General features: G+C 69.7%; 19 protein-coding genes. 7 read left to right on the top strand and 12 right to left on the bottom strand.

Annotated features, from left to right (window positions below; genetic code table 11):
• Positions 1-61: 61 nt before the first annotated feature.
• Positions 62-790, top strand: coding sequence for a purine-nucleoside phosphorylase (deoD, locus tag ACT3UF_RS14650; protein WP_441444365.1), 729 nt, complete (start codon positions 62-64; stop codon positions 788-790).
• Between the two features lie 99 nt (positions 791-889).
• On the opposite strand, the gene ACT3UF_RS14645 is transcribed toward deoD, so the two are convergent.
• The 7 genes from ACT3UF_RS14645 to gcvT all read right to left on the bottom strand — a co-directional run bounded on the left by ACT3UF_RS14645 (position 890) and on the right by gcvT (position 9,577).
• A complete protein-coding gene (locus ACT3UF_RS14645) occupies positions 890-1,144 on the bottom strand; it encodes a hypothetical protein (protein ID WP_441444364.1) in 255 nt (84 codons plus the stop codon).
• Between the two features lie 66 nt (positions 1,145-1,210).
• The gene (locus tag ACT3UF_RS14640) at positions 1,211-1,954 is read right to left on the bottom strand and encodes a gamma-glutamyl-gamma-aminobutyrate hydrolase family protein (protein WP_441444363.1); all 744 of its coding nucleotides are present in this window, start codon (positions 1,952-1,954) and stop codon (positions 1,211-1,213) included.
• A 154-nt stretch (positions 1,955-2,108) separates the two neighbouring features.
• Positions 2,109-3,254, bottom strand: a complete 1,146-nt coding sequence (locus tag ACT3UF_RS14635) for a glycosyltransferase family 4 protein (protein WP_441444362.1) — start codon at positions 3,252-3,254, stop codon at positions 2,109-2,111.
• A 257-nt stretch (positions 3,255-3,511) separates the two neighbouring features.
• Positions 3,512-4,723: a cobalamin-independent methionine synthase II family protein gene (locus ACT3UF_RS14630; RefSeq protein ID WP_441444361.1), complete on the bottom strand. Its 1,212-nt coding sequence runs from the start codon at positions 4,721-4,723 to the stop codon at positions 3,512-3,514.
• A gap of 149 nt (positions 4,724-4,872) precedes the next feature.
• On the bottom strand, positions 4,873-7,815 hold the full coding sequence (gcvP, locus tag ACT3UF_RS14625; RefSeq protein ID WP_441444360.1) for an aminomethyl-transferring glycine dehydrogenase: 2,943 nt from the start codon (positions 7,813-7,815) through the stop codon (positions 4,873-4,875).
• A gap of 112 nt (positions 7,816-7,927) precedes the next feature.
• Positions 7,928-8,299 carry a glycine cleavage system protein GcvH gene (gene gcvH / locus ACT3UF_RS14620; RefSeq protein WP_441444359.1) on the bottom strand — a complete coding sequence of 124 codons (372 nt, stop codon included), beginning with the start codon at positions 8,297-8,299 and terminating at the stop codon, positions 7,928-7,930.
• A 144-nt stretch (positions 8,300-8,443) separates the two neighbouring features.
• The gene (gene gcvT / locus ACT3UF_RS14615; protein WP_441444358.1) at positions 8,444-9,577 is read right to left on the bottom strand and encodes a glycine cleavage system aminomethyltransferase GcvT; all 1,134 of its coding nucleotides are present in this window, start codon (positions 9,575-9,577) and stop codon (positions 8,444-8,446) included.
• A 377-nt stretch (positions 9,578-9,954) separates the two neighbouring features.
• Between gcvT and ACT3UF_RS14610 the strand changes: the two genes are divergently transcribed.
• Positions 9,955-10,527 carry a GNAT family N-acetyltransferase gene (locus tag ACT3UF_RS14610; protein WP_441444357.1) on the top strand — a complete coding sequence of 191 codons (573 nt, stop codon included), beginning with the start codon at positions 9,955-9,957 and terminating at the stop codon, positions 10,525-10,527.
• 104 nt (positions 10,528-10,631) lie between these two features.
• On the opposite strand, the gene ACT3UF_RS14605 is transcribed toward ACT3UF_RS14610, so the two are convergent.
• Complete coding sequence (locus ACT3UF_RS14605; protein WP_441444356.1) at positions 10,632-11,864, bottom strand: arginine deiminase; 1,233 nt, start codon at positions 11,862-11,864, stop codon at positions 10,632-10,634.
• 204 nt (positions 11,865-12,068) lie between these two features.
• Between ACT3UF_RS14605 and ACT3UF_RS14600 the strand changes: the two genes are divergently transcribed.
• A complete protein-coding gene (locus ACT3UF_RS14600; RefSeq protein ID WP_441444355.1) occupies positions 12,069-12,914 on the top strand; it encodes an aldo/keto reductase in 846 nt (281 codons plus the stop codon).
• The gene (locus ACT3UF_RS14595; RefSeq protein ID WP_441444354.1) at positions 12,911-13,690 is read left to right on the top strand and encodes an SIR2 family NAD-dependent protein deacylase; all 780 of its coding nucleotides are present in this window, start codon (positions 12,911-12,913) and stop codon (positions 13,688-13,690) included. The genes ACT3UF_RS14600 and ACT3UF_RS14595 overlap by 4 nt, the downstream gene beginning before the upstream one ends.
• A 103-nt stretch (positions 13,691-13,793) precedes the next feature.
• Here the strand turns inward: ACT3UF_RS14595 and epsC are convergent, their stop codons facing one another.
• Together epsC and cysK are read right to left on the bottom strand one after the other, a co-directional pair.
• Positions 13,794-14,381: a serine O-acetyltransferase EpsC gene (epsC, locus tag ACT3UF_RS14590; RefSeq protein ID WP_441444353.1), complete on the bottom strand. Its 588-nt coding sequence runs from the start codon at positions 14,379-14,381 to the stop codon at positions 13,794-13,796.
• Positions 14,382-14,395: 14 nt separating this feature from the next.
• On the bottom strand, positions 14,396-15,325 hold the full coding sequence (gene cysK, locus ACT3UF_RS14585; RefSeq protein ID WP_441444352.1) for a cysteine synthase A: 930 nt from the start codon (positions 15,323-15,325) through the stop codon (positions 14,396-14,398).
• Between the two features lie 297 nt (positions 15,326-15,622).
• Here cysK and ACT3UF_RS14580 point away from each other — a divergent pair, with 297 nt between their 5' ends.
• Together ACT3UF_RS14580 and ACT3UF_RS14575 are read left to right on the top strand one after the other, a co-directional pair.
• A complete protein-coding gene (locus ACT3UF_RS14580; RefSeq protein WP_444608400.1) occupies positions 15,623-17,170 on the top strand; it encodes a DUF5129 domain-containing protein in 1,548 nt (515 codons plus the stop codon).
• A 123-nt stretch (positions 17,171-17,293) separates the two neighbouring features.
• The gene (locus tag ACT3UF_RS14575; RefSeq protein WP_441444351.1) at positions 17,294-18,871 is read left to right on the top strand and encodes a DUF5129 domain-containing protein; all 1,578 of its coding nucleotides are present in this window, start codon (positions 17,294-17,296) and stop codon (positions 18,869-18,871) included.
• 59 nt (positions 18,872-18,930) lie between these two features.
• Here ACT3UF_RS14575 and trpS read toward each other — a convergent pair whose 3' ends face one another.
• Both trpS and ACT3UF_RS14565 read right to left on the bottom strand, forming a co-directional pair.
• Complete coding sequence (trpS, locus tag ACT3UF_RS14570; RefSeq protein ID WP_441444350.1) at positions 18,931-20,007, bottom strand: tryptophan--tRNA ligase; 1,077 nt, start codon at positions 20,005-20,007, stop codon at positions 18,931-18,933.
• Entirely contained in the window at positions 20,004-21,023 is a 1,020-nt protein-coding gene (locus tag ACT3UF_RS14565; protein WP_441444349.1) for a LacI family DNA-binding transcriptional regulator, read from the bottom strand. Before ACT3UF_RS14565 ends, trpS begins: the two co-directional genes overlap by 4 nt.
• Before the next feature lie 160 nt (positions 21,024-21,183).
• On the opposite strand from ACT3UF_RS14565, the gene ACT3UF_RS14560 reads away from it, so the two are divergent.
• Entirely contained in the window at positions 21,184-22,458 is a 1,275-nt protein-coding gene (locus ACT3UF_RS14560) for a sugar ABC transporter substrate-binding protein (protein WP_441444348.1), read from the top strand.
• The last annotated feature ends 16 nt before the right edge of the window (positions 22,459-22,474 follow it).

The following is a 22,474-nucleotide window of genomic DNA, read 5'->3' as shown; positions in this document are numbered from 1 at the left end:
CTTCTCTGCGTTCCGCTCTGCGTTCCGTCACCGGGCCGTACCCGCGCCGTACGCTGGCAACATGTCGACACACATCGGTGCCTCCCCCGGCCAGATCGCCCCGTACGTCCTGATGCCCGGGGATCCTTATCGCGCCCGCTGGATCGCCGAGACCTTCCTCGAGGATCCCGTCCAGTACAACGACGTGCGGGGGATGCTGGGCTTCACCGGCACCTACCGCGGGATCCGGGTCTCCGCGCAGGGTTCCGGCATGGGCCAGCCGTCGATGGCGATCTATGCCCAGGAGCTCTTCGACGACTACGACGTGCAGACCATCATCCGAGTCGGCACCTGCGGCGCGCTCTCGGGGGCGGTGAACGTGAGGGACGTGATCCTGGGCGTGGCCGCCTCGACGGATTCCGCGATGAACGTGCCGCGCTTCCGCTATGTCTCCTTCGCTCCGGCCGCGGATTTCACGCTGGCCCGGATTGCGGCCGAGATCGCCGAGGACCGCATGCTGCCGCTGGTCGCCGGCGGACTCTACTCCGCCGACCAGTTCTACTCACCTGATCCGGAGACCACCCGCATCCTGGCGGGATACGGGGTGCTCGGGGTGGAGATGGAGGCTGCTGCTCTGTACACCCTCGCCGCGCAGTTCTCTCGCCGCGCGCTCGCTCTCTGCACCGTCTCGGATCACCTCCTCACCGGGGAGGAGACGAGCGCGCAGGAACGTCAGGAGACCTTCGAGGACATGATCGTGGTGGCGTTGGAATCGATCGTGCGACTGGAGACGACGCACCCCATAGCCTGAGCGGCGCGCCTCGAACAGCATCCCTGCCGGCGATTCCCGCCAGAAATGACTCGTGCCCGGCCGCCGTGAGGCGCCGGGCACGAGGAATTTCAGGGGAGCTCAGGAGAGGAAGCGCGGCACCAGATCGAAGGTGCCGTACAGCGCGACCATGCACAGCGCGAGGCCGCCGACGAAGAGGCCGACCGAGGGCTCGGTCATCGGCATCATCGACATCATGTAGAGCCCGGCGGCGAACAGCCCGAAGAGCACGATGAAGAGCACCACCGATAGGACGATGTTGTTGCCCTTCGAGGTCACGTTCTCGTCCTGATGCGTCTGCGCATCGGTCGCGTCCGCGACATGCTGGTTGCTCATGCTGCCTCTTCCTCTGTGTCACCGATCTCTGCGTCCGACACGGGGCTCGGACGACCGTTGCCCATCTTAGACCAGGGAGGGTGTGACCGTGGCCGTGTCGCGGTGGCGGATCGCCGTGAGCAGGCTCTCGAAGATGCTGCGCCCCGCCTCGCCGTCGATCTCGGGGTGCCACTGCACGCCGAGCACGCTCGATCCGTGCTCCGCCTCGACCGCGAGGGCCAGGCCGCTGTCGTGGCGGGCCACGATCCGCAGATCGCCGCGGACGGTGCGGATCCCCTGGTGGTGGAAGGCAGTGACCTCGGCGCGGGTGCCGAGCGCGAGGGCGAGGTCGCTGGCCGCATCGAGCTGCGCCTCGACGCGGTTGGGCTCGAGACCTGTCGTGGGATGGGCGGGCAGGTCCGTCGGCAGGTGACGGTGGAGCTCCCCGCCCTCGGCGATGACGATGACCTGCAGGCCACGGCAGATCCCGAGCACCGGCACGTCATTGCGTCGGGCGGCACGGTACAGCGCCGTCTCGAAGGCGTCCCGCTCCGGGTCTGGGGTCATGTCGGTGGCGAGCGACTCCTCGCCCCAGGCGGTGGGATCGAGATCGGTGCCGCCGGTGAGAACGAGGCCGTCCAGCTCGGCGATCTCTTCGTCGCTCCATTCGTCCTGCGGGGCGATGATCACGGGTCGCGCACCGGCTTCCCGCAGGGCACGCACGTACTGCTCGTTGACCGCCACGGCATCATGGCCCGCCCAGGCGCCGGACATCATCGTGCGGGTCCCCGCGGTCACGCCGATGAGCGGGCGACGAGTGCGCTGCGCCATGATGTTGTCCCTTCCGCAGAGGAGCGATGTTCCGGGCCGTCGGTCGACGACTGGACCCAGTTCATCGCGCCGGCGGCATCGCGGGCGAACTATGTGGCGGAATGTGACAGCAGGTTTGTGACGGGGGACGGGACGGAGCCGAGGGAAGCCGGGATCAGAGCAGGGCGTCGACCTGTCGGTGCTGCTCGATCGCCTGCAGGTAGTAGCCGCGCAGCTGCTCGGCGAGCACCGGCCAGGTCCGCTTGCGCACGGACTCCTCGGCCGCTCGGCCGAAGGCCTGGCGTTTCGCATCGTCGAAGAGCAGATCGCTCGCGTGCTCTCTCAGCTCGTCGAGCATGCCCGGGGAATAGAGCCAGCCGGTGCGGCTGGGGGCGACGAGGTCCACCGGCCCTCCGCGCCGCGGGGCGATCACCGGCAGGCCGGAGGCCATGGCCTCCTGGAGGGTCTGGCCGAAGGTCTCGAGCTCACCGGGGTGGATGAACAGGTCGGCGCTGGCGAGGTGGGCGGCGAGGTCGGTGCCGGTGCGGAATCCGGCGAAGCGCGCCCGGGGCATGAGCCGGCGCAGCGACTCCCCCTCGGGCCCCTCCCCCACGATCAGCAGTCGCACGCCGGGCATGTCATGGATGACCTTGAGATCCTGGACCTGCTTCTCGGCCGCGAGCCGGCCCACGTAGATCACGAGCTTCTCGTCCGGCCGTGCATATCTCGCCCGCAGCGACGGGCTGCTCAGCTCCGGCGAGAACAGGGTGGTGTCCACGCCGCGCCGCCAGAGGTCCACCCGTTCGATGCCGTGCTGGAGGAGCTGGTCCCGGGTCGCGGTCGAGGGGGCGAGGTTCACGGTCGCGCGGTTGTGGACGTCGCGCAGCAGCTGCCAGGTGGCGTTCTCCAGGAACGGCATCCCGTACCGGGCGGTGTATCCGGGGATGTCGGTCTGATAGACGGCGACGGTGGGCACGCCTGCCTTCTGGGCGGCGACCACGGCCCGGCCGCCGAGGATCATCGGTGAAGCGAGGTGGATGACATCGGGCTGGAACTCGTCGATCCGCCGCCGCAGCGCAGCGGCACTGGTGGCGGCGATCCGCACCTCCGAATAGCCGGGCATCGGGGCCGAGGCGACGCGGCGCACCCTCACCCGTCGACCGCAGGCGGTGCGCAGGTGCTTGTCCGCTCCCGGCCACTGAGGGGCGATGATCCCGAGATCGTCACCCGTGGCGGCGAAGTGGTCCACGACGCGGAGCACGGAGCCCGTGACCCCGTTCATGTGCGGAAGGAATGATTCGGAGACGAAGAGAATCCTCACGCCATCGATGATGCTCCTGGTGCTGGTCCTCCGCGCGATGGACGCGTGACATCTGGATGAACACTTGGTCCGCATGAACACTTGGTCCACGTCTGCGGCCGAAAGCCCGGTGGAACAGTGGCCGCCGCCCGGTGGAGCAGCGGCCGCGGCCTGATCATGCGGGCGGCCGCCGCCCGATCGTGCAGAGGGCAGCCGCCCGACGGGGGCAGGGGGCGGCCGCCAGATGGGGCCGGGTGCGACCGCTGGCGCGATCCGGGTCAGAGACGCTGCGAGGCGAGCTTCGCGCCCTCCACCAGCGACTCGAGCTTCGCCCAGGCGATCTGCGGATGGATGCGCCCGCCGAGACCGCAGTCGGTCGAGCCGATCACGCGCTCGGGGCCGACGATCTTCGCGAAGCGCTCGAGACGCTGCGCGACCAGTTCGGGGTGCTCGACCACGTTGGTGGCGTGCGAGACGATGCCGGGCACGAGCACCTTGTCGGCGGGCAGCTCGAGGTCCTGCCACACGGTCCACTCGTGCTCATGGCGCACGTTCGCCGCCTCGAAGCTGTAGTACTTCGCGTCGATCTCCAGCAGCAGCGGGGCGATGTGGCGGAACTCGATGTCGGTGGTGTGCGGGCCGTGCCAGGAGCCCCAGCAGAGATGGAAACGGGTCTGCTCGGTGGGCACGTTCACCAGGGCGCGGTTCACCGCGTCGACTCGCTTGCGGGTGAAGGTGAGGTAGTCCTCGACGCTCGGCTCGGGGTTGATCTGGTCCCAGTTCTCGGCGATCGACGGGTCGTCGACCTGCACGGTGAGTCCGGCGGCGGCGATCGCCTCGTATTCGGGGCGCATCACGTCGACCCAGGCGTCGAGGAAGGCGTCCTCGTCGCCGTAGTGATCATCGACGATGCGGCTGCCGGAGCCCGGCGAGAGGGAGTTGAGGAAGCCGTGCTCGTACCCAGCGGCCTTGAGCGCCGCCCGGATGTTCCTGGCGTCCTGGTCGACGAGCTCGCGGCCGACGTCGGAGAACGAGACCGGGCCGGTGGCCGCGGGGAACGTGGTCTGCGCGCCGACGGTGATGCCGGAGCTCGGATCCTGGTATGCCTCGGCGAAGGTGGTCCAGTCGCGACGATCGGGGAAGGTGGTCAGGCGCACGTCGCCCGGGCTCGAGCGGACCGGTTCGGCGGAGAAGTGGTCGCTGCCGGTCAGCTCCAGACCGCTGACGCGGTCGAAGATGTACGACCACCAGGAGCCGTAGTTCACGGCCGAGCCCATCAGGTGCCCGTACTCGCCGTCGTTGGGGATCGCGATGCCGATCTCGCGCTGCTTCGCCACCACGTCCACCACAGCCTGGCGCAGCACCTCGCGGAACTCGGCGGTGGGTTCGGGGGTCAGTCCGTCGGCGCCGACGGGGCGTTGCGCATTGGCCGCGATCAGCTCGGGGCTGCGAGGGAGGGAGCCGGCATGGGTGGTGAGGATCTCGGTCATGCACAGAGCCTAGGAGCAATGACGCCCCGGTCGGAAACCGGGGCGTCACAGCTGTTCATATCGGCGGGGCCCACCGGGCGGTCCGGCCCGGGCTCAGTCACGCAGCCAGGCCAGGCCCGGCTCAGTCACGCGGCCAAGTCGGGCCCGGCTCAGTCACGCGGCCAGGTCGGGACCAGGTTGCGGTCGCCGTAGGCCTGCTCGACGCGGCGCACCGGCGGCCAGTACTTCGACTGGATCCGCATCTGGGCGCTGTCGTGGACGGAGTCGTCCTCGAGCGCGGTCCAGCTGCCGGGGTAGACGGCGACCTCGCGGGAGTACGGGTGGGTCCACTCCCCCGTGACGACCGACGCCGCGGTGTGCGGGGCGTTGACCAACGGGTTGTCCTCGGCGGGCCAGGTACCGGCCAGGACCTCCTCGGCCTCCTTCGCGATCATCAGCATCGCGTCGACGAAGCGGTCGATCTCGGCGAGGTCCTCGGACTCCGTCGGCTCCACCATCAGCGTGCCCGCCACGGGGAAGGACATGGTCGGAGCATGGAAGCCGTAGTCGATGAGCCGCTTGGCGACGTCGTCCACGGAGATCCCGGTGCGAGCGGTGAACGGGCGCAGGTCCACGATGCACTCGTGGGCCACCAGACCGTTCTCCCCGGTGTAGAGGATCTCGTAGGACTCGGAGAGGCGGCGCGCCATGTAGTTCGCCGCAAGCACCGCCGAGGCCGTCGCGTGGCGCAGCCCGTCCGGGCCCATCAGCCGGATATAGGTCCAGGTGATCGGCAGGATCGAGGGGGACCCGTAGGGCGCCTGGGAGACCGGGGCACCGCCATGGGGCTGCTCGCCCTGACCGACCACCGGGTGCTCGATCTGCTGCATGGCGGGATGGCCGGGCAGGAAGGGCGCCAGGTGCGCCTTCGCCGCGACCGGCCCGACCCCGGGGCCGCCGCCGCCGTGAGGGATGCAGAAGGTCTTGTGCAGGTTCAGGTGGGAGACGTCCCCGCCGAACTCGCCGGGGCGCGCCACCTGCAGCAGGGCGTTGAGGTTCGCGCCGTCGACGTAGACCTGACCGCCGGCGTCGTGGACCAGCTCGCAGACGGTGCGCACCTCCTCCTCGTAGACACCGTGGGTGGAGGGGTAGGTGATCATGATCGCGGCGAGCTCGTCGCCGTGATCCTTGATCTTCTGCTTGAGGTCATCGAGATCGATGTTGCCGCGGGCATCGGAGGCGACGACCACCACGCGCAGGCCGGCGATGACGGCGGAGGCGGCGTTGGTGCCGTGCGCGGAGCTCGGCACCAGGCACACCTCACGGCTGCTCTCGCCGCGCGAGGCGTGGTAGGCACGGATCGCGAGCAGGCCCGCGAACTCGCCCTGCGAGCCGGCGTTGGGCTGCAGGGAGACGGTGTCGTAGCCGGTGAGGTCCGCGAGCCAGGTCTCGAGCTGGGTGATCAGCTCGAGGTAGCCGGTCACGTCCTCGCGGGGAGCGAAGGGGTGCAGGGCGTTGAAGCCCGCCCAGGTGATGCCGGCCATCTCGGTGGCGGCGTTGAGCTTCATGGTGCACGAGCCCAGCGGAATCATCCCCCGGTCCAGGGCGAAGTCACGGTCCGCGAGGCGGCGCAGGTAGCGCATCATCGCGGTCTCGGAGCGGAAGGAGGAGAACACCGGGTGCTGGAGGAAGGGGTCCTCGCGCACCAGGCCGTCCCAGCCGTTGCCGGAGTCGACCTCGGCGAGCTCCTGACCGGGGGTCGGCGCATGGGGGGCGAAGGCGGCGGCGATCGCCTCGAGGTCCGCGACGGTGGTGGTCTCGTCGAGCGAGAGGTGCACGAGGTCATCGCCCACGGTGTGCACGAGGAAGCCGGCGTCCTTCAGGGACTCCGCCACAGCGCCCGCGATACCGGTGGCCCGCACCTCGAGGGTGTCGAAGAAGCTGTCTCCGACGAGCTCGAAGCCGCTGCGGCGCAGCAGGTCCGCGAGGACTGCGGTGCGGTCGGCGACGGTGCGGCCGATGCGGGTCAGTCCCTCGGGGCCGTGATAGACGGCATACATTGCGGCCATCACGGCCAGCAGCACCTGCGCGGTGGTGATCGCGCTGGTGGCCTTCTCGCGGCGGATGTGCTGCTCGCGGGTCTGCAGGGAGAGCCGGTAGGCGGGGTTGCCGTCGGCGTCCTTCGAGACGCCCACGAGGCGTCCCGGCAGCTGGCGCTCGAGGCCCTTGCGCACGGCGACGAAACCGGCGTGCGGGCCGCCGAAGCCGAGCGGGATGCCGAAGCGCTGGGAGGTGCCGACGGTGACGTCCGCCCCGAGCGAGCCCGGGGAGGCGAGCATGGTCAGGGCCAGCAGATCGGCGGAGACGATCGCGATCGCCTTGGTGGACTTCACCTCGGCGATGACGTCGCGGGGGTCCCATACCCGGCCGGAGGCGCCCGGGTACTGGAGGAAGGCGCCGAAGTACTCGCCCTCGGGGGCTCCTTCGCGGGCGAAGTCGACCTCGCGCAGCTCGATGCCGAGCCCGTCGGCACGGCCCTGGAGCACCGCCTTGGTGGCGGGGAGGGTGTCGGCGTCGACCAGGAAGACGTTGCCGTTGCGCTTGACGTGGCGGCGGGCGAGCAGCATCGCCTCGGCGGCGGAGGTCGCCTCATCGAGGGTGGAGGCGTTGGAGAGGTCCATCCCGGTCAGATCGCAGATCATGGTCTGGAAGGTCAGCAGCGCCTCGAGGCGGCCCTGTGAGATCTCGGGCTGGTACGGGGTGTAGGCGGTGTACCAGGCAGGGTTCTCCAGCACGTTGCGCTGGATCACGGCGGGGGTGTGGGTGTCGTAGTAGCCCAGCCCGATCAGCGAGCGGTGGACCGTGTTGCGGTCGGCGAGAGCCTGCAGCTCGACCAGTGCGGCGGGCTCGGTGACGCCGGCGGGGACCACGGAGCTGACGCTCCGGGGGCCCTCGGACTGGTCCAGCAGGATCGTGCTCGGCACCGCAGCGGTCAGCATCTCGTCGAGGGACTCATAGCCCAGGACCTCGAGCATGTGACGCTGCGCGTCGGGATCGGTGCCGACGTGGCGGCGGACGAAGGAGTCGTGAGCATGCGCAGGCGATGCGGTCATGAAGGAGTGCCCCTGGATGTTGCGTGCGGTTCTGGATGGATGGAGCCGTCCGCGCAGCGGTGCGCGGCACCGGCAGGAGGCGGCTGCCCAGCGGCCGCCGCCTCCGCGACGCTCAGGCCTCGGTGAATGCCTTGTAGTCCTCGGCGCTCAGCAGATCGTCGGGCAGCGCCTCGTAGCTGGCCTTGATCAGCCAGCCCTCGTCGAAGGGCGAGGAGTTGACCAGCTCGGGCGTGTCCACGACGGCGTCGTTGATCTCGGTGACCGTGCCGCTGATCGGGGAGAACAGGTCAGAGACGGATTTGGTCGATTCGATCTCGCCCATCTCGGTGCCGGCGGTGATCTCGCCGTCCACCTCGGGCAGGTCGACGTAGACCACGTCGCCGAGCTGCTCGGCGGCGTAGTCGGTCACGCCGATGACGGCCACGCCATCGGACTCGACGCGGACCCACTCGTGGTCCTTGCTGTAGAGGAGTTCTGCGGACATGGGATCAGTCCTTCCGGAGAGGGGTTGGGGGGAAACTCGGGTGGGTTCAAGAGCAGCAGGGCCGGCGGGAGGTCGGCCCGGCATGAGATCGGTCCCGGCGGAAGGTCGGTCCCGGCGGAAGACCAGTCGCTGTTCAGTCGCAGCTCAGTCGCGACGGTAGAAGGGCATCTCGACGACACGGACCGGAAGGTCCTTGCCGCGGACATCGACGATCAGCTCGGTGCCAGCCTCGGCGACGCTGGTGCGCACGAAGCCCATCGCGATGGGGTGGCCGAGGGTCGGGGACAGCGCACCGGAGGTGATCGCCCCGACGTCTCGTCCCTCCGCGTCGCGCACCTGCGCGCCGGCGCGTGCGGCACGGCGGCCCTCCGCGACCAGGCCCACCAGGACCGGACGGTCGGTCAGATCCGCCGCCTCGATCCCCGCGCGGCCGACGAAGTCCTCCTTCGACTTCAGGGCGACGACGCGCGCCATGCCCGACTGCGCGGGGTACAGGTCCCGGCCGAGCTCGTTGCCGTACAGCGGCATCCCGGCCTCGAGGCGCAGGGTGTCGCGGCAGGCGAGGCCACAGGGGGTGAGGCGGTCCCCGCCGACGGCGGTGAGCAGCTTCCACAGCTCCGCGGCCTGGTCGTTCGGGATGTAGAGCTCGAAGCCGTCCTCGCCGGTGTATCCGGTGCGGGCGATCAGCATCGACTCCCCGCGATAGGTGGCTTCGGCGAAGCGATAGTTCTTCATCTCGGTGAGGTCCTCGGCCGAGAGTCCTTCAACCCCGCTGTCCGCGCCGAGCAGCGCATCCAGCAGGATCTGCTCGCTCTGGGGGCCCTGGACGGCGATCAGCGAGGTCCGGGAGGAGTCGTCGTCGACCTCGACGTCGAAGCCCTCCGCCCGGGCGAGCAGCTCGGCGGCGTCGACCTCGGCGTTGGAGGCGTTGGCGACCACCAGGAAGTGCTCGTCGGAGAAACGGTAGGTGATGACGTCGTCGATCACACCGCCGTCTTCGGTCAGCAGCAGCGAATACTTCGCGCGCCCCACCGACATCGCCGACATCTTCCCGGCGAGCGCATGGTCCAGGGCCTCAGCGGCCTGGGGCCCGCGCAGATGGATCTCGCCCATATGGCTGAGGTCGAAGAGACCGGCGCTCTCCCGCACGGCCTTGTGCTCGGCAAGGTCCGAGTTGTACCGGACCGGCATGCGCCAGCCCGCGAAATCCGTGAACGTCGCACCGAGCGACTCGTGGACCGCCTCGAGGGCGGTGCTGCGCAGGTCCTGCTCAGCCATGGTGCTCCTTACTCGTCCCGGGGAGGCTTGCGCTCCCACCGTCTGCGTCCTGATCTGCCTCACGCGGCACTCTCGCGGCACGGGCGGCACCGAATCTGCCGGGCACAGCACATGCCGCACCGACCAGTGCGCCACGTCGCTGTGTCGCAGGCTCACCATACCGCCCGCGCGGCCACCGCGACGCAGGTGCAGGCACTTCGGTCGCCGGGCATCGGGCCGCGGATCCGGCGCGAGATTCAGCCTGAGAGCGGGCCGTGGATCGGTCCGTAGATCGATTCGTGGATCGGTTCGTGGATCGGTCCATGGGTCCGGCACGAGTTCGGGCCAGGGGCCCAACGACCCTCGACCTGTCCCGAGTACCTAGTACCGTGGGGTGCGTGACAACGGAAGGCACGACAGAGTGGCCGGTACGGATCCACAGCCCACGGCTGGTGATCCGGCCACCAGGCGACGCTGATCGCGCAGCGCTGATCCGCCTGATGACCGATCCCGTCACCCGGGAGTACCTCGGCGGAGCGGTCGACTACGCCTCGCGACAGGCATTGGAGCTGTCACCACTGGGGCTGACCTGGGGACGCTGGGCGCTCGCGCTCGCCGAGGACGACACCATGATCGGATCGATCTCGCTCGGTTACGACCGCGGCGAGCTCGAGATCTCCTATGCGCTGCTGCCGGAGTGGACGGGTCAGGGCTTCGCGGCGGAGTCCTGCATCGCCCTGCTGGACTGGGCCCGCCAGGAGCTCGAGGACGAACACGTCATCGCCATCAGCCAGACCCGCAACAAGCGCAGCGTGGAGCTGCTGCGCAAGCTCGGCTTCACCGTGCGCAAGGGGCTCGAGGAGTTCGGTGCCCAGCAGCTGCTTCTCGAGCGTGCGCTGAGCGTGCCGCTGCCGGAGTACGCCCAGCCCTTGCAGACCGCGGCCGACCCGCCGCCCCCAACGCGCCGCTGAGCTTCCCGGCTCGCTGCTGAGGTTCCCGGCTCGGCGCTGAGGTTCCCGGCTCGGCGCTGCGGTTCCCGGCTCGGCGCTGAGGTTCCCGGCTCGGCGCTGCGGGCTCAGTCGCGGGCGACCGGGCAGCTCATGCAGCGCGGACCGCCACGCCCGCGTCCCAGCTCGTCCCCGGCGAACTCGAGCACCTCGACCCCCTGGCCGCGAAGGTACTCGTTGGTGGCCGCGGCACGCTCGTAGGCGACCACCTTTCCCGGAGCGAGGGCAAGCACGTTGCAGCCGTCGTCCCATTGCTCACGCGCGGCGGCGTAGGCGTCCAGCGGCGGGGTGAGCACCCGCAGCGAGGGGACGCCGAGTCCGCGCGCGAGCACCTGGTCCATCTCGTCGGCCGGCCTGGCCCTCGAGACCAGCCGCTCCCCCGGGCGCTCGATCTCGAAGGTCTCCAGCGGCTCGAGCGAACCGAAGCGCAGCATTGACTCCTCGTCCACGACGGTCGTGACGGTGTCCAGATGCATCATCGAACGGCGGTGCGGCAGGGCGACCGCGACCACCCGTTCCACCGACCCGTCGGCCAGCAGATCCGCCGCGAGCCGTTCAACGCCGACCGCGCTGGTGCGCTCGGACATGCCGACGGCGACTACCTGCGGCGACAGCATCATCACGTCGCCTCCCTCGACCGTCGCTGCGCCGGCGCCGTCCCGGCCGACGATGCGCCGGGGTGCGGCGGCGCCTGCGAACTGCGGATGATGGCGGTAGATCAGCTCCAGGTGCAGGCTCTCGCGGCGCCTGGCGGGATGGCGCATCGGGCTGACGGAGACGACGTCCCCGATCCAGGCAGAGGAATCTCGGGTGAACATGTGGTTGGGCAGCGGGTCCAGGACCAGGTGCTCCTTCCCCGCTCGGTGCAGGGCGATCGAACGGGGGCTCACCCCGAGGGCGTCGAGCTCGCCGACGGTGATGCCCCCGATGAGCACCTCGATCAGCGGCCCGGGCGCGAGGTCGGCGAGGGCTTCGTGGAGGTCCTGCACGGCGATGTCCCCGAGCACCGCCGGGTCCAGGGCGCGATGCAGCAGCTCCCGGCGCAGGGCGGGATCGTCCAGCAGGTCGGTGAGCAGTCGGGTCAGCTCGAGCACCTCGACGCCCTCCCCGCGCAGCAGGTCACTGAACTGCCGATGCTGGGCCCGGGCCCGGTCGAGCCAGAGCACCTCGTCGAACAGCAGCCCTTCGCGGGAGTCGGGGGTCAGTCGTTCGAGCTCGGCGCCCGGCTCGTGCACGATCACGCGGCGCAGCGGCGAGATCTCGTCGTGCACCCCGATCGGGAGCTCTGCTGACACTGCCATATGAACTCCTCGGTTCGTCACCTGAGTGCCCTCTGCAGTGAGCGCACGTCCTGTCGGCGGTGCGAGCACGTTAGCAGAGCACGGCACACCGGCCGGTTGCCGCGGTGTGCGCACCACCCTCTCCCGGCGACCCGGTGTGCACATCCCGCCTGGCGATGGCTACGCTGGCGGGGTCCGCATCTGCTCTTGCCTCAGGAGGAACCTGTGACCGCTTCCGCGCTGTCCATCCCCACCACGACTCTCGCCGACGGCACCGCGTTCCCGCTGATCGGGTTCGGCACCTCCAGCATGAAGGGTGTCGAGGGTGCCCGCGCGATCGGCTCGGCGCTGCGCTCGGGATACCGCCTCATCGATTCGGCGGCCCAGTACGGCAACGAGGCCGCCGTCGGGCAGGGGCTGCGGGACAGCGGCGTCGACCCCGACGAAGCGCTGGTGACCACCAAGATCGCCGGCGGGGACCAGGGCCGCGAGGCAGCCCGCGAGGGATACCTCGGCTCGCTGCGCCGACTGGGTCTCGAGCGTGCCGCGCTGGTGCTCATCCATTGGCCGAACCCCTCCCGCGGGCTGGCCCTGGACACCTGGCGCACCCTGATCGACCTGAAGGAGGAGGGGAAGGCCCTGCACATCGGGGTCTCGAACTTCCGCCCGGAGCAGCTGCAGGAGCTGATCGACGCCACCGGGGTGACTCCCGAGGTGAATCAGATCCAGCTCTCCCCCGCCCTGGCCCGCACGGAAGCGGTCGCCTTCCACCGCGAGCACGGCATCGTCACACAGGCCTGGGGGCCGCTGGGCGGCCGCGACGGGCTCTCCGCGCAGTTCGCGCTGCAGAAGGTCGCGACCAAGCATGGTGTCGAGCCCTCACAGGTCTCGCTGCGCTGGGCGATCGATCAGGACATCGTGGTGATCCCCAAGTCGCAGAATCCCGAGCGTCAGCAGGCCAACGCGACCCTCGACGCGATCCGGCTCGATGACGAGGACCGCACCCTGCTGGCCACCCTCGATCTGGGAGAGGACGCCGCCTGGGACTCCCGCGAGCACGAGGAGTGGTGAGCGCAGCCGGCCGCTTCGCGCCCGGGCCTGAGCATCAGGAGATCGTCTTCCTCACCGGCTCCGGGATCAGCGCCCGCACGGGGCTCGGCACGTTCCGGGGGCCGAACGGCCTCTGGGCGCTCGAACCCGAGACTGAGCAGGCGATGCACGCCGAGCTGCTCCCGGGCTCGCTGCCCCAGCTGTGGCGGGTGTGGGGGCGGATGGCGCGGATCGCGCTCGAGCACGGCCCCACGCCCGGGCATCGAGCGATCGCCCGCCTGGGTGCCCCGGTGATCACACAGAACATCGACGGCCTGCATCAAGCTGCGGGCAGCGAGGTGGTCGCCGAGCTGCACGGCAGCGCCCTGCGCGCAGTGTGCCTGAACGAGCACTGCACCTGGAGGACGCTGCTGAAGCCCGGGGACGGCTCCCGACCCACGGACCACGGCGTGCCCGCGACCTGCCCTCAGTGCGGGGCTCCGCCGCGGCCCGATGTCGTGCTCTTCGACGAGCAGCTCCCGCAGGGCGCTCTCGAGCTCGCGATGCGGCTGGCGAAGCGCGCCGATCTGTTCGTCGTCGTCGGGACCAGCGGGGTCGTGTTCCCCTCCGCGCAGCTGGCACCGCTGGCAGCGGCGCACGGCGCGACGACGGTGCTGATCGACATCGACCCGCCGGTCGGCTCCAGCACGCTCTTCGACCATGTCCTCGCCGAGGACGCCCATGAGGTGCTGCCGGACTGGGAGCGTCGCCGGCATCAGGTGGGCGGGACGTCCTTCCTGGACCCGTTCTCCGTCTGAGGAACTCGGGTCCGATCTGAGGCGCGCCGCATCTGATCTGAGGCACCCGGATCTGATCCGAGGCACCTGAGCTGACAGGTTCCGAGCCCGAGCAGATCGGGCCTCAGATCCAGATCGCGGGGTCCATCTGCTCCTCGGGGTGGGCGGCCCCGGTGCGTACTGTCGCCGGGATGCCGATGGCGGTGGCCTGGGCGGGGACGTCCTTGACGACCACCGCGTTGGCCCCGATCTGGGCGGCCTCGCCGATGACCACCGGACCGAGCACCCGGGCGCCGGCACCGATGGTCACACCGTTGCCGACCGTGGGGTGGCGCTTGACGCGCTCCATCGACCGGCCTCCGAGGGTGACCCCGTGGTAGAGCATGACGTCGTCACCCACTTCGGCGGTCTCCCCCACCACCACGCCCATCCCGTGGTCGATGAAGAAACGGCGCCCGATCGTCGCGCCGGGATGGATCTCCACCCCGGTCAGCGAGCGAGCCCCCTGGGAGAGGACCAGCGCGGGCAGTTTCGCACCACGGGCCCAGAGGCGATGCGCGAGCCGATGGGTCCAGATCGCGTGCAGCCCCGGTGAGGTCAGCATGATCGACAGGTCATCGGTCGCGGCGGGGTCACGGCGATGCGCCGCCGCGAGGTCCTCTCGGACGCTCGCGACGACGTTCATCACCCGATCCAGCGGGCTCTTCGCCATGATCGTGTCCGCGTTCAGTCCGCGAGCTCGGCGTACAGCGGAGTGGAGAGGTAGCGCTCGCCGAAGGAGGGCACCACCACGACGATGGTCTTCCCGGCGAACTCCTCGCGGGAGCCGACGCGGACGGCCGCTTCGATGGCGGCACCGGAGGAGATACCCACCAGCAGGCCCTCGGTGCGGGCCACGGAGCGGGCGCGGGCCATGGAGGTCTCCGCGTCGATGTCGATAACCTCGTCGTAGATCTCACGGTCCAGGATGCTGGGCACGAAGTTCGCGCCGAGGCCCTGGATCTTGTGGGGGCCGGGCTGGCCGCCGTTGAGGATAGCGGACTCCTCGGGCTCGACGGCGAAGATCTTCACCTCGGGCTTGCGCTCCTTGAGCACCTGGCCGACGCCGCTGATGGTGCCGCCGGTGCCGATGCCGGCGACCACGGCGTCGACGGTGCCGTCGGTGTCGTTCCAGATCTCCTCCGCGGTGGTGCGGCGGTGGACCTCGACGTTGGCGGGGTTGTCGAACTGGCGGACCTGGACCGCGCCGGTCTCGGCAGCGATCTCCTCGGCCTTCTCGACCGCGCCCTTCATGCCCTTGGGCGCCTCGGTGAGGATCAGCTCGGCTCCGTAGGCGCGCAGCAGCATGCGCCGCTCCTTGGACATCGACTCGGGCATCGTGAGGATGACCTTGTAGCCGCGCGAGCTGCCGATCATGGCCAGGGCGATGCCGGTGTTGCCGCTGGTGGCCTCGACGATGGTGCCGCCGGGCTGCAGCTGGCCAGACTTCTCCGCGGCGTCGATCATGGCGACACCGATGCGGTCCTTGACCGAGCTGGCGGGGTTGTAGAACTCGAGCTTGGCGACAATGACTGCTTTGACCTCGTCTCCCAGACGGTTCAGCTTCACCAGCGGAGTGCGGCCGACGAGTTCGGAGACGTTCTCATAGATGGGCATGCTGCTCCTTGACGTTGCGTGGCCCGCACGGGCGAGCCCTAAGGTGATCTTGCCCCGATCATAACGGTGTAGGCGGTTCTGGTGCACGACATCGGGGTTCTGGTGCCCGACGCCGTGCGGAACGAGCAGGCGGAGCGGCCAGGTGGAGCAAGTAGAGCGGGTAGAGCGGGTAGAGCGGGTAGAGCGACCGTCATCTACGCTCGGGCCATGCCTTCCGCGCCTCCCTTACAGCCCACCGCTGTCGCTGTTCTTGCGCCTGCTGCCGGTCACTGGATCGCGCAGTGGCGAACTGTCCTCATGGCGTTCTCCATCGCCCTCGTGCTGTCACTGGCGCTCCTCATGACCGGGGGCGCCGCCATCGCGCAGGCCGCGCCTCCCCGCACCGTGACGGTCACAGATCTCAGCGGAGAGGTGGATCCCGACGCGCTCGAGGCTGAGCTCGCAACGGTGGACTTCCGCACCGAAGTGCATCTGGTGGTGCTGGTGCTGGACGTTGCGGAGCTCGGCTTCTCGCCGTCCTCTGACGGGTCACTTGACAGCGCGGTACGGGCCTACGCTGGGGACACGGCCCCGGAGCTGCTCCATTCCAATGGGGTCGGCTATGCCGAGGGCACCGTGATCCTCGCCCTCGACACGACGAATCGCTTTGTCGGCGTCTATGCCGGACAGGACGTGGAACTGCGCGGCGGAGGCCCTGCCGACGTGCAGCAGGCCATGCGCAAGGACGCCCGAGCCGGGAAGTGGGAGCAGGCGCTGCTCGCGGGAGCGGAGACCTATGCCGACCGTCTGAGCCGCCCCTGGTGGCGCGGGGCCGGCGGAATGCTCCTGGCCGCGGTCCTGATCCTTGCCGGAGGCGCTGGCTTGACGCACCTGCTCCGCCTCCGTCGCGGAATTCTGGAGGACGTGGATGAGGCCGATAACCGCCATGCCCAGGTGCTGAGCGCCCGCACCCTCACCGACCGTGCGGCACGCGAGCTTCCCGAGGACTCCGCCTACGCGTATTCCGCACACCGGGCGCATCAGGAGTACACCGCCGGGATCACGACTCTCCAGCAGCTGCGCGATCAGCTCCCGGACACGGGGCAGCGAGGCGCGCTCTGGGGGCTGGTGCCTGCGCAGCAGAAGCTCGGCAGGGAGTATGCACAGACCCTCACCCAGGTCGACGCACTCGGTGACGAGGTCAGGATCTCCAGTGATCTGCTGACCCTGCGAGGCGGATGGCGCGAGCAGTGGGAGAACGAGCTCGAGCCGCTGCACGATTCGCTCGCGGCCCTGCAGGACAACTGCTTCCACTCCCGGAGCATGCCGCGGGCTGAGGCCGAGGCAGCTGCGGCGCTGGTGGACCGCGGACCGCGAATCGCGCAGGAGCTCGACGATCTCACCGCCCGCCTCGACGCCGAGGAGATCACGGCAGATGCCGCTCTGCATCGCCTCGACGAGATCACGCGGCAGCTGAGCGCCGAGGTGGCCGAACTCCGATCAAGGCGCATCAGCCGTCTGGCCGATGACCACGACGAGGAGGGCGTGCTGTGGGACAGTGCCGATGCGCTGGGGGCAGTGCCCTACCGTTCAGTGCGCGAGCGACGCCATACCCGAGAGGCTGCGGGCCGCGGCGAGCAGGACACCTTCTGGAGCATCAGCCCCGTTCGGTGGTACGTGCTCTGGCATGGCGGGTCCTACGCCGCGCTTGCGGATCAGCGTGCCCGGGAGGCGGACCGTGGAGGGTCCGGTTCGCTCCGCTCGGGTCGCGGCAGGGGCGTGCGCACCGGATTCTCCCGCCCCGGTCGCAGAGCGGGCCGGTCCTCAGGCGGGCGGTCCCGTTCAGGGAGCTCGAGCAGGTTCTGACCGTGGCCGGGCGGGCGCCGGATCAGATCCACGGATCACATTCAGGTTCTGGACCGAGGTCCCCCGCTTCTGCCGACCAACGTCGGACGAGGTCGAGCACCTACGTTCCGTACGCTCGCCCCCATGGACTTCTTGCCCGTACCCGCCGTCCCGCACGCGAGCACCCCGGCCGCCGGGGCCGCTGGGGTCCGCTCGATTCCACGAGTGCTCGCCCTGTGCGCGCTGCTCCTGCTCGCGCTCTCCGTCCTGGTCCCGGCACCGGCCCACGCTGTACCACCGAGCACGGTGTCCGTGCTGGACACCACCGGCTCCGTCCAGAAGGCTGCGCTCGAAGACGAACTGGCGGAGGTCGACTTCCGCACCGAGGTGGACCTGGTGGTGCTGGTCCTGGACGTCACGGAGCACGGCTACAGCGCCTCCGAGGACACCGCGCTGAACGACACCGTGCGCGACCATGCCCAGACCTCGGCCCCGGAGCTGCTCTCCCCGGACGGTCAGCACTTCGCCGACGGGACCGTGATCCTCGCCGTGGATCCGGTGGGCCGCTTCCTGGGCACCTACGCCGGTGAGGACGTGAAGCTCAGCGAGGACGAGTTCAACGCGGTGCAGGAGTCGATGACCGAGGATGCCCGGGACGGCCAGTGGAATGCAGCACTGCTCGCCGGGGCCGAGGAGTACGCGGACCTGCTGCAGCGGCCCTGGTGGCAGAAGCCCGGCGCCCTCATCGCTGGCGCGATCGCGCTGGGCGTCGCGGTCCTGACCGTCGTGAGCCTTGTCGGTCTGCGGCGTGCGGCCCGTCGTCGCGTCGATCAGTCCCTCCCCCGCTACCAGGGCGTGCTGGCCAAGCGCGCGCTCACCGATGCCGCGGCGCGCACCATGCCCACCGCCTCTCCCTACGCACAGGCCATGCTGGAGGAGCATGAGGAGTACGGGCGGGGGCTCACGGAGGCGGGGAGGCTCCACGCCGAGCTGCCCGCACCGGAGCATCGCCGTTGGAGCTGGGGATTCACCTCGGCTCATCGCAGACTCGCGAAGGACTTCAAGAACACCGTCAGCCGGCTGGATGACACCGATGACGCCATCGTCTCCGCAGCCGATCTGCTGCATCGGATAGGTGACTGGCGTACGGCCTGGCAGCGCGAGCTGGACCCTCTGCAGGATTCCCTCTCAGGGCTCGAGGAGGTTCTCGCGAAGCGGGAGGAGATGTCGGAGGCGGAGTGGCAGGCTGCCGCGGAGCTGACGGAGCTCGGCGGGGACGTCGCCCGCGAGATCGACACCCTCACCGCCCAGCTCGAGGCCGATCAGATCGATCCCGACTCTGCGCTCGAGCGCCTGGACACCCTGACCCGGGAGCTCTCGGCGGCGGTGATGCGGCTCCAGACCGTGCACATCGCCGAGATCGCCGAGGACGACGGGGAGGCCGAGGTGCTGCGGGAGGCCGCCGACGACGTCGACTTCTCCGAAGATGACGAGTACTCGTCACTGCGGGCGCGGCGCCATCGACGAGAACACGGGAGCGCAGGCGGATCCGCAAGTGATCAGTTCTGGAGCCTCAGCCCCGTGCTGTGGTACTCAAGCTGGCACCACGAGTCGACCTCGGCTCTGGAGACGCACCGCAATCCGCCGTCCTCGAGCGGAGGCAGCACCTCGGGCTACTCCTCGGGAGGCTTCTCCGGCGCAGGCAGCTCGAGCCGCTTCTGACCAGGAGACCGCAGCGGCCGGGGCGGTGAGCCCCGCCCGCTGCGTTGCTCAGATGCAGCTCAGTAGACCATCCCCATGTACTCCCGCACCTTCGCCAAAGTGTCCTCCGCTGCGGCGTTCGCCTTCTCGTTGCCTGCGCGGAGCACCTGGAAGAGGTAGCCCGGATCCTGCTCGAGCTCGGCGCGGCGGGCGCGCAGCGGGGCGAGGTGTTCGTTGAGCGCCTCTGCGGTGAAGATCTTCAAGGTGCCGGAGCCTGCGTCACCGATCTCCGCGGCGATGTCCTCTGGGGTGCGGCCGGTGGACTGCGCGGCGATGGTCAGCAGGTTCGCGACCTCCGGGCGGCCCTCGGGGTCGAAGGTGATCTGCCGGTCGGAGTCGGTCTTGGCCTTCTTGATCTTCTTGAGGGTCTCGTCGGCGCTCATGCGCAGCATCACGGTGTTGCCGCGGGACTTGCTCATCTTGTGCTCGCCGTCCAGGCCCAGAATGGTCGGGGCCTCGGAGAGCAGCGCATCGGGCTCGGGGAAGAACTCCTCGCCCCCGGCGTAGCGCTCGTTGAAGCGGCGGGCGATCACCCTGGTCTGCTCGATGTGGGGCAGCTGGTCCCGGCCCACGGGGACCAGGTTGCCGTGGCAGAACAGGATGTCGGCGGCCTGGTGGACCGGGTAGGTCAGCAGCAGCCCGCCCATGGCGGACTTCCCGGCGGCGCCGAGCTCGGTCTTGACGGTGGGGTTCCGCTCGAGCTCGGGCTGGGTCACCAGCGACAGGAACGGCAGCATCAGCTGGTTCAGCGCGGGCACCGCGGAGTGGGTGAAGATCGTGGAGCGCTCCGGGTCGATGCCCGCCGCGAGGTAGTCGGTCAGCAGCTCGCGGACCGATCCCTTGATGTCCCCGATGACCTCACGGTCGGTGATCACCTGGTAGTCCGCGACGATCAGCCACGTCTCCACCCCTGCGTCCTGCAGTCGCACGCGGTTGCGCAGCGAGCCGAAGTAATGGCCGATGTGCAGCGCGCCTGTGGGGCGGTCGCCGGTGAGCATGCGCAGGCCGGAGGGGTCCGAGACGATCGTGGACCAGATCTCGTCGCTGCGCTTCTGGGCGGTGTCGTAGCTGGTGCGGGTGGTGTTCGGTGCGGTCACCGCTCCATTCTAGCGGCCCCGCCGGGTGCGGCCGCCGTGGAGCCGCGCACGATCAGCTGCGGGCGCACCACCACCTCGGTGCGCGTGGGGCGGCGTGAGTCCTCGCCGCCGCTGAGGGCGGTGCGCACGGCGGCCCGGGCGAGCGATCCGACGGCCTGGCGCACAGTGGTCAGCGGGGGGTTGGTCAGCGAGGCCCAAAAGACGTCGTCGTAGCCGACCACAGAGACGTCGCGGGGCACGCTCAGGCCCTGGGAGCGCACCCCTTCGAGGGCACCGGCGGCCATCACGTCGGAGCCGCAGACGATCGCCGTGACCCCACGCTCGACCAGATCTCGGGCCGCCTCATAGCCGCCCGCGTAGGAGAAGTCGGTGAAGGAGACCGGCTGGGGGTGCTCCGCCCAGTCAGCGGTGACCGCCTCGAAGGCGCGGAGCTTCTCGCGCACCGGCCAGGTGTGCTCATCGCCCACGGCCAGACCCACGCGCTCGTGGCCGAGCTCCTGGAGGTGGCTCAGCACCGCGCGCACCGCGTGGCCGTCGTCCGTCGAGAGGAAGGCCGCGTCGAGCTCCTCCTGCACGCCGTTGACGAGCACCAGCGGGATCCCGGCGGCGGTCACCTCGCGGTAGTGGTCCAGGGGGCCGCTCTCCTGGGCGTGGTGCCCGGAGACCACGATGATGCCGACCACGCCGCAGCGCAGAAAGCGTTGCAAGATCTCTCGCTCACGCTCGGCGGTCCGCGCCCGCATCGCCACCAGTGTGGAGGCGCCACGCTCGAACAGCTCCGCCTCGATCCGCTCGGCCCAGGAGGTGAAGACCTGGTTGTCGAGGTCGGGGACGAGCACGCCGACCAGCGGCCCGTCCTCCACCTGGCCAGCGTCGACAACGCGCCCCATCCGGCGCGCCACTTCCGTCACTGACCTGCGGGTCGCCTCGTTCACGCCGGAGCGCCCGTTGAGCACGCGGGAGACGGTCGCCTCGCTCACGCCGGCAGCCTTCGCGATATCGATGAGCCGCGCCATCACGCTCTCCCTCCGGACCCCCGGCATCCTCACCGTGGCCCAATCGTAATCTGCAAGATCTTGCACATTCTTGCACACAGATGGCCTAAGGGTCTACGGTGCTCCCATCAGGCACAGACCTGACAACGGTCGAGAACGACCACGATTCAAAGGAGAAGACGTGCAGATCCGTCGTAAGAGCTTCCTCGCACTGGGTGGCCTCGCAGCTTCCATGACCGTCCTCGCCGCATGCGGCGACGACTCGTCCTCCGGTGGCACCACCGGAGGCGGCGCCTCCGACGGTGGCAGCGTCGAGGCCGGCGGCGACTCCTCCGGCCGCCTGGTGATCTGGGCCGACGAGGAGAAGGCCCCCGCACTCGAGCCCTCCGCCACGGCGTGGGGCGAGGAGAACGGCATCGAGGTCGTCGTCGAGGTTGTCCCCGGTGACGAGCTCCAGAACAACTTCATCACCGCCAACCAGGCCGGAAACGGCCCGGACGTCACCATGGGCGCCCACGACTGGATCGGGAACCTGGTCCAGAACGGCTCCATCGCCCCGGTGCAGCTGCCCTCGGACGTCGGCGACACCATCGCGCCGATCGGCATCGAGGCCGTCACCTACGACGGCCAGACCTACGGCGTGCCCTACGCGGTCGAGACCCTCGCGCTCTACGCGAACCACGACCTCACCGACACCCCCGCCCCCTCCACCTTCGAGGAGCTGATCTCCGCGGCGGAGGCCGGCGGCGCCGAGAACATCCTCTCTCTGCCGATCGGCGAGGAGGGCGACCCGTACCACATGCAGCCCATCTACACCTCGGCCGGCGGCTACCTGTTCGGCAAGGACTCCGAGGGAAGCCTCGACCCCTCCGACCTCGGTGTGGGCGAGGAGGGCTCCCTCGCCGCGGCGGACAAGATCGCCGAGCTCGGCGAGCAGGGCGTGCTGAAGAACTCGATCAACGGCGACAACTCCATCTCGCTGTTCACCGAGGGCAAGTCCGCGTACCTGATCTCGGGTCCGTGGGCCCTGGCCGACGTGCGCGATGCGGGCTTCGAGTTCACCATCTCCCCCATCCCCGGCTTCGAGGGCATGGAGGATGCCGCGCCGTTCGCCGGCGTGAACTCCTTCTACGTCGCCTCCAACGCGGCCAATGCCGGCTTCGCCCAGCAGTTCATGACCGATGTGGCCTCCTCCCCGGATGTCGCCAAGGCCATGTACGAGGGGAACCCTCTGCCCCCGGTGAACCTCGAGCTGCGCGAGGAGATCGCCGCCTCGGACGAACACGTGGTGATCTTCGCCGAGGCCGCCGAGGCCGCCGATCCGATGCCGGCCATCCCCGCGATGGCCGCGATCTGGGGCCCGCTGGGCATCGCCCAGGCCAACATCGTCGGCGGCGCTGACCCGCACTCGACCATGGAGGGGGCGGGCGAGGAGATCGCCACCGCGATCGGCTGACGTCCCCGAGCCGATC

This window comes from Brachybacterium sp. AOP24-D1-21, from assembly GCF_052378665.1.
Taxonomy (GTDB): Bacteria; Actinomycetota; Actinomycetes; order Actinomycetales; family Dermabacteraceae; genus Brachybacterium.
This window is presented reverse-complemented; position numbering and strand designations above follow the sequence as displayed.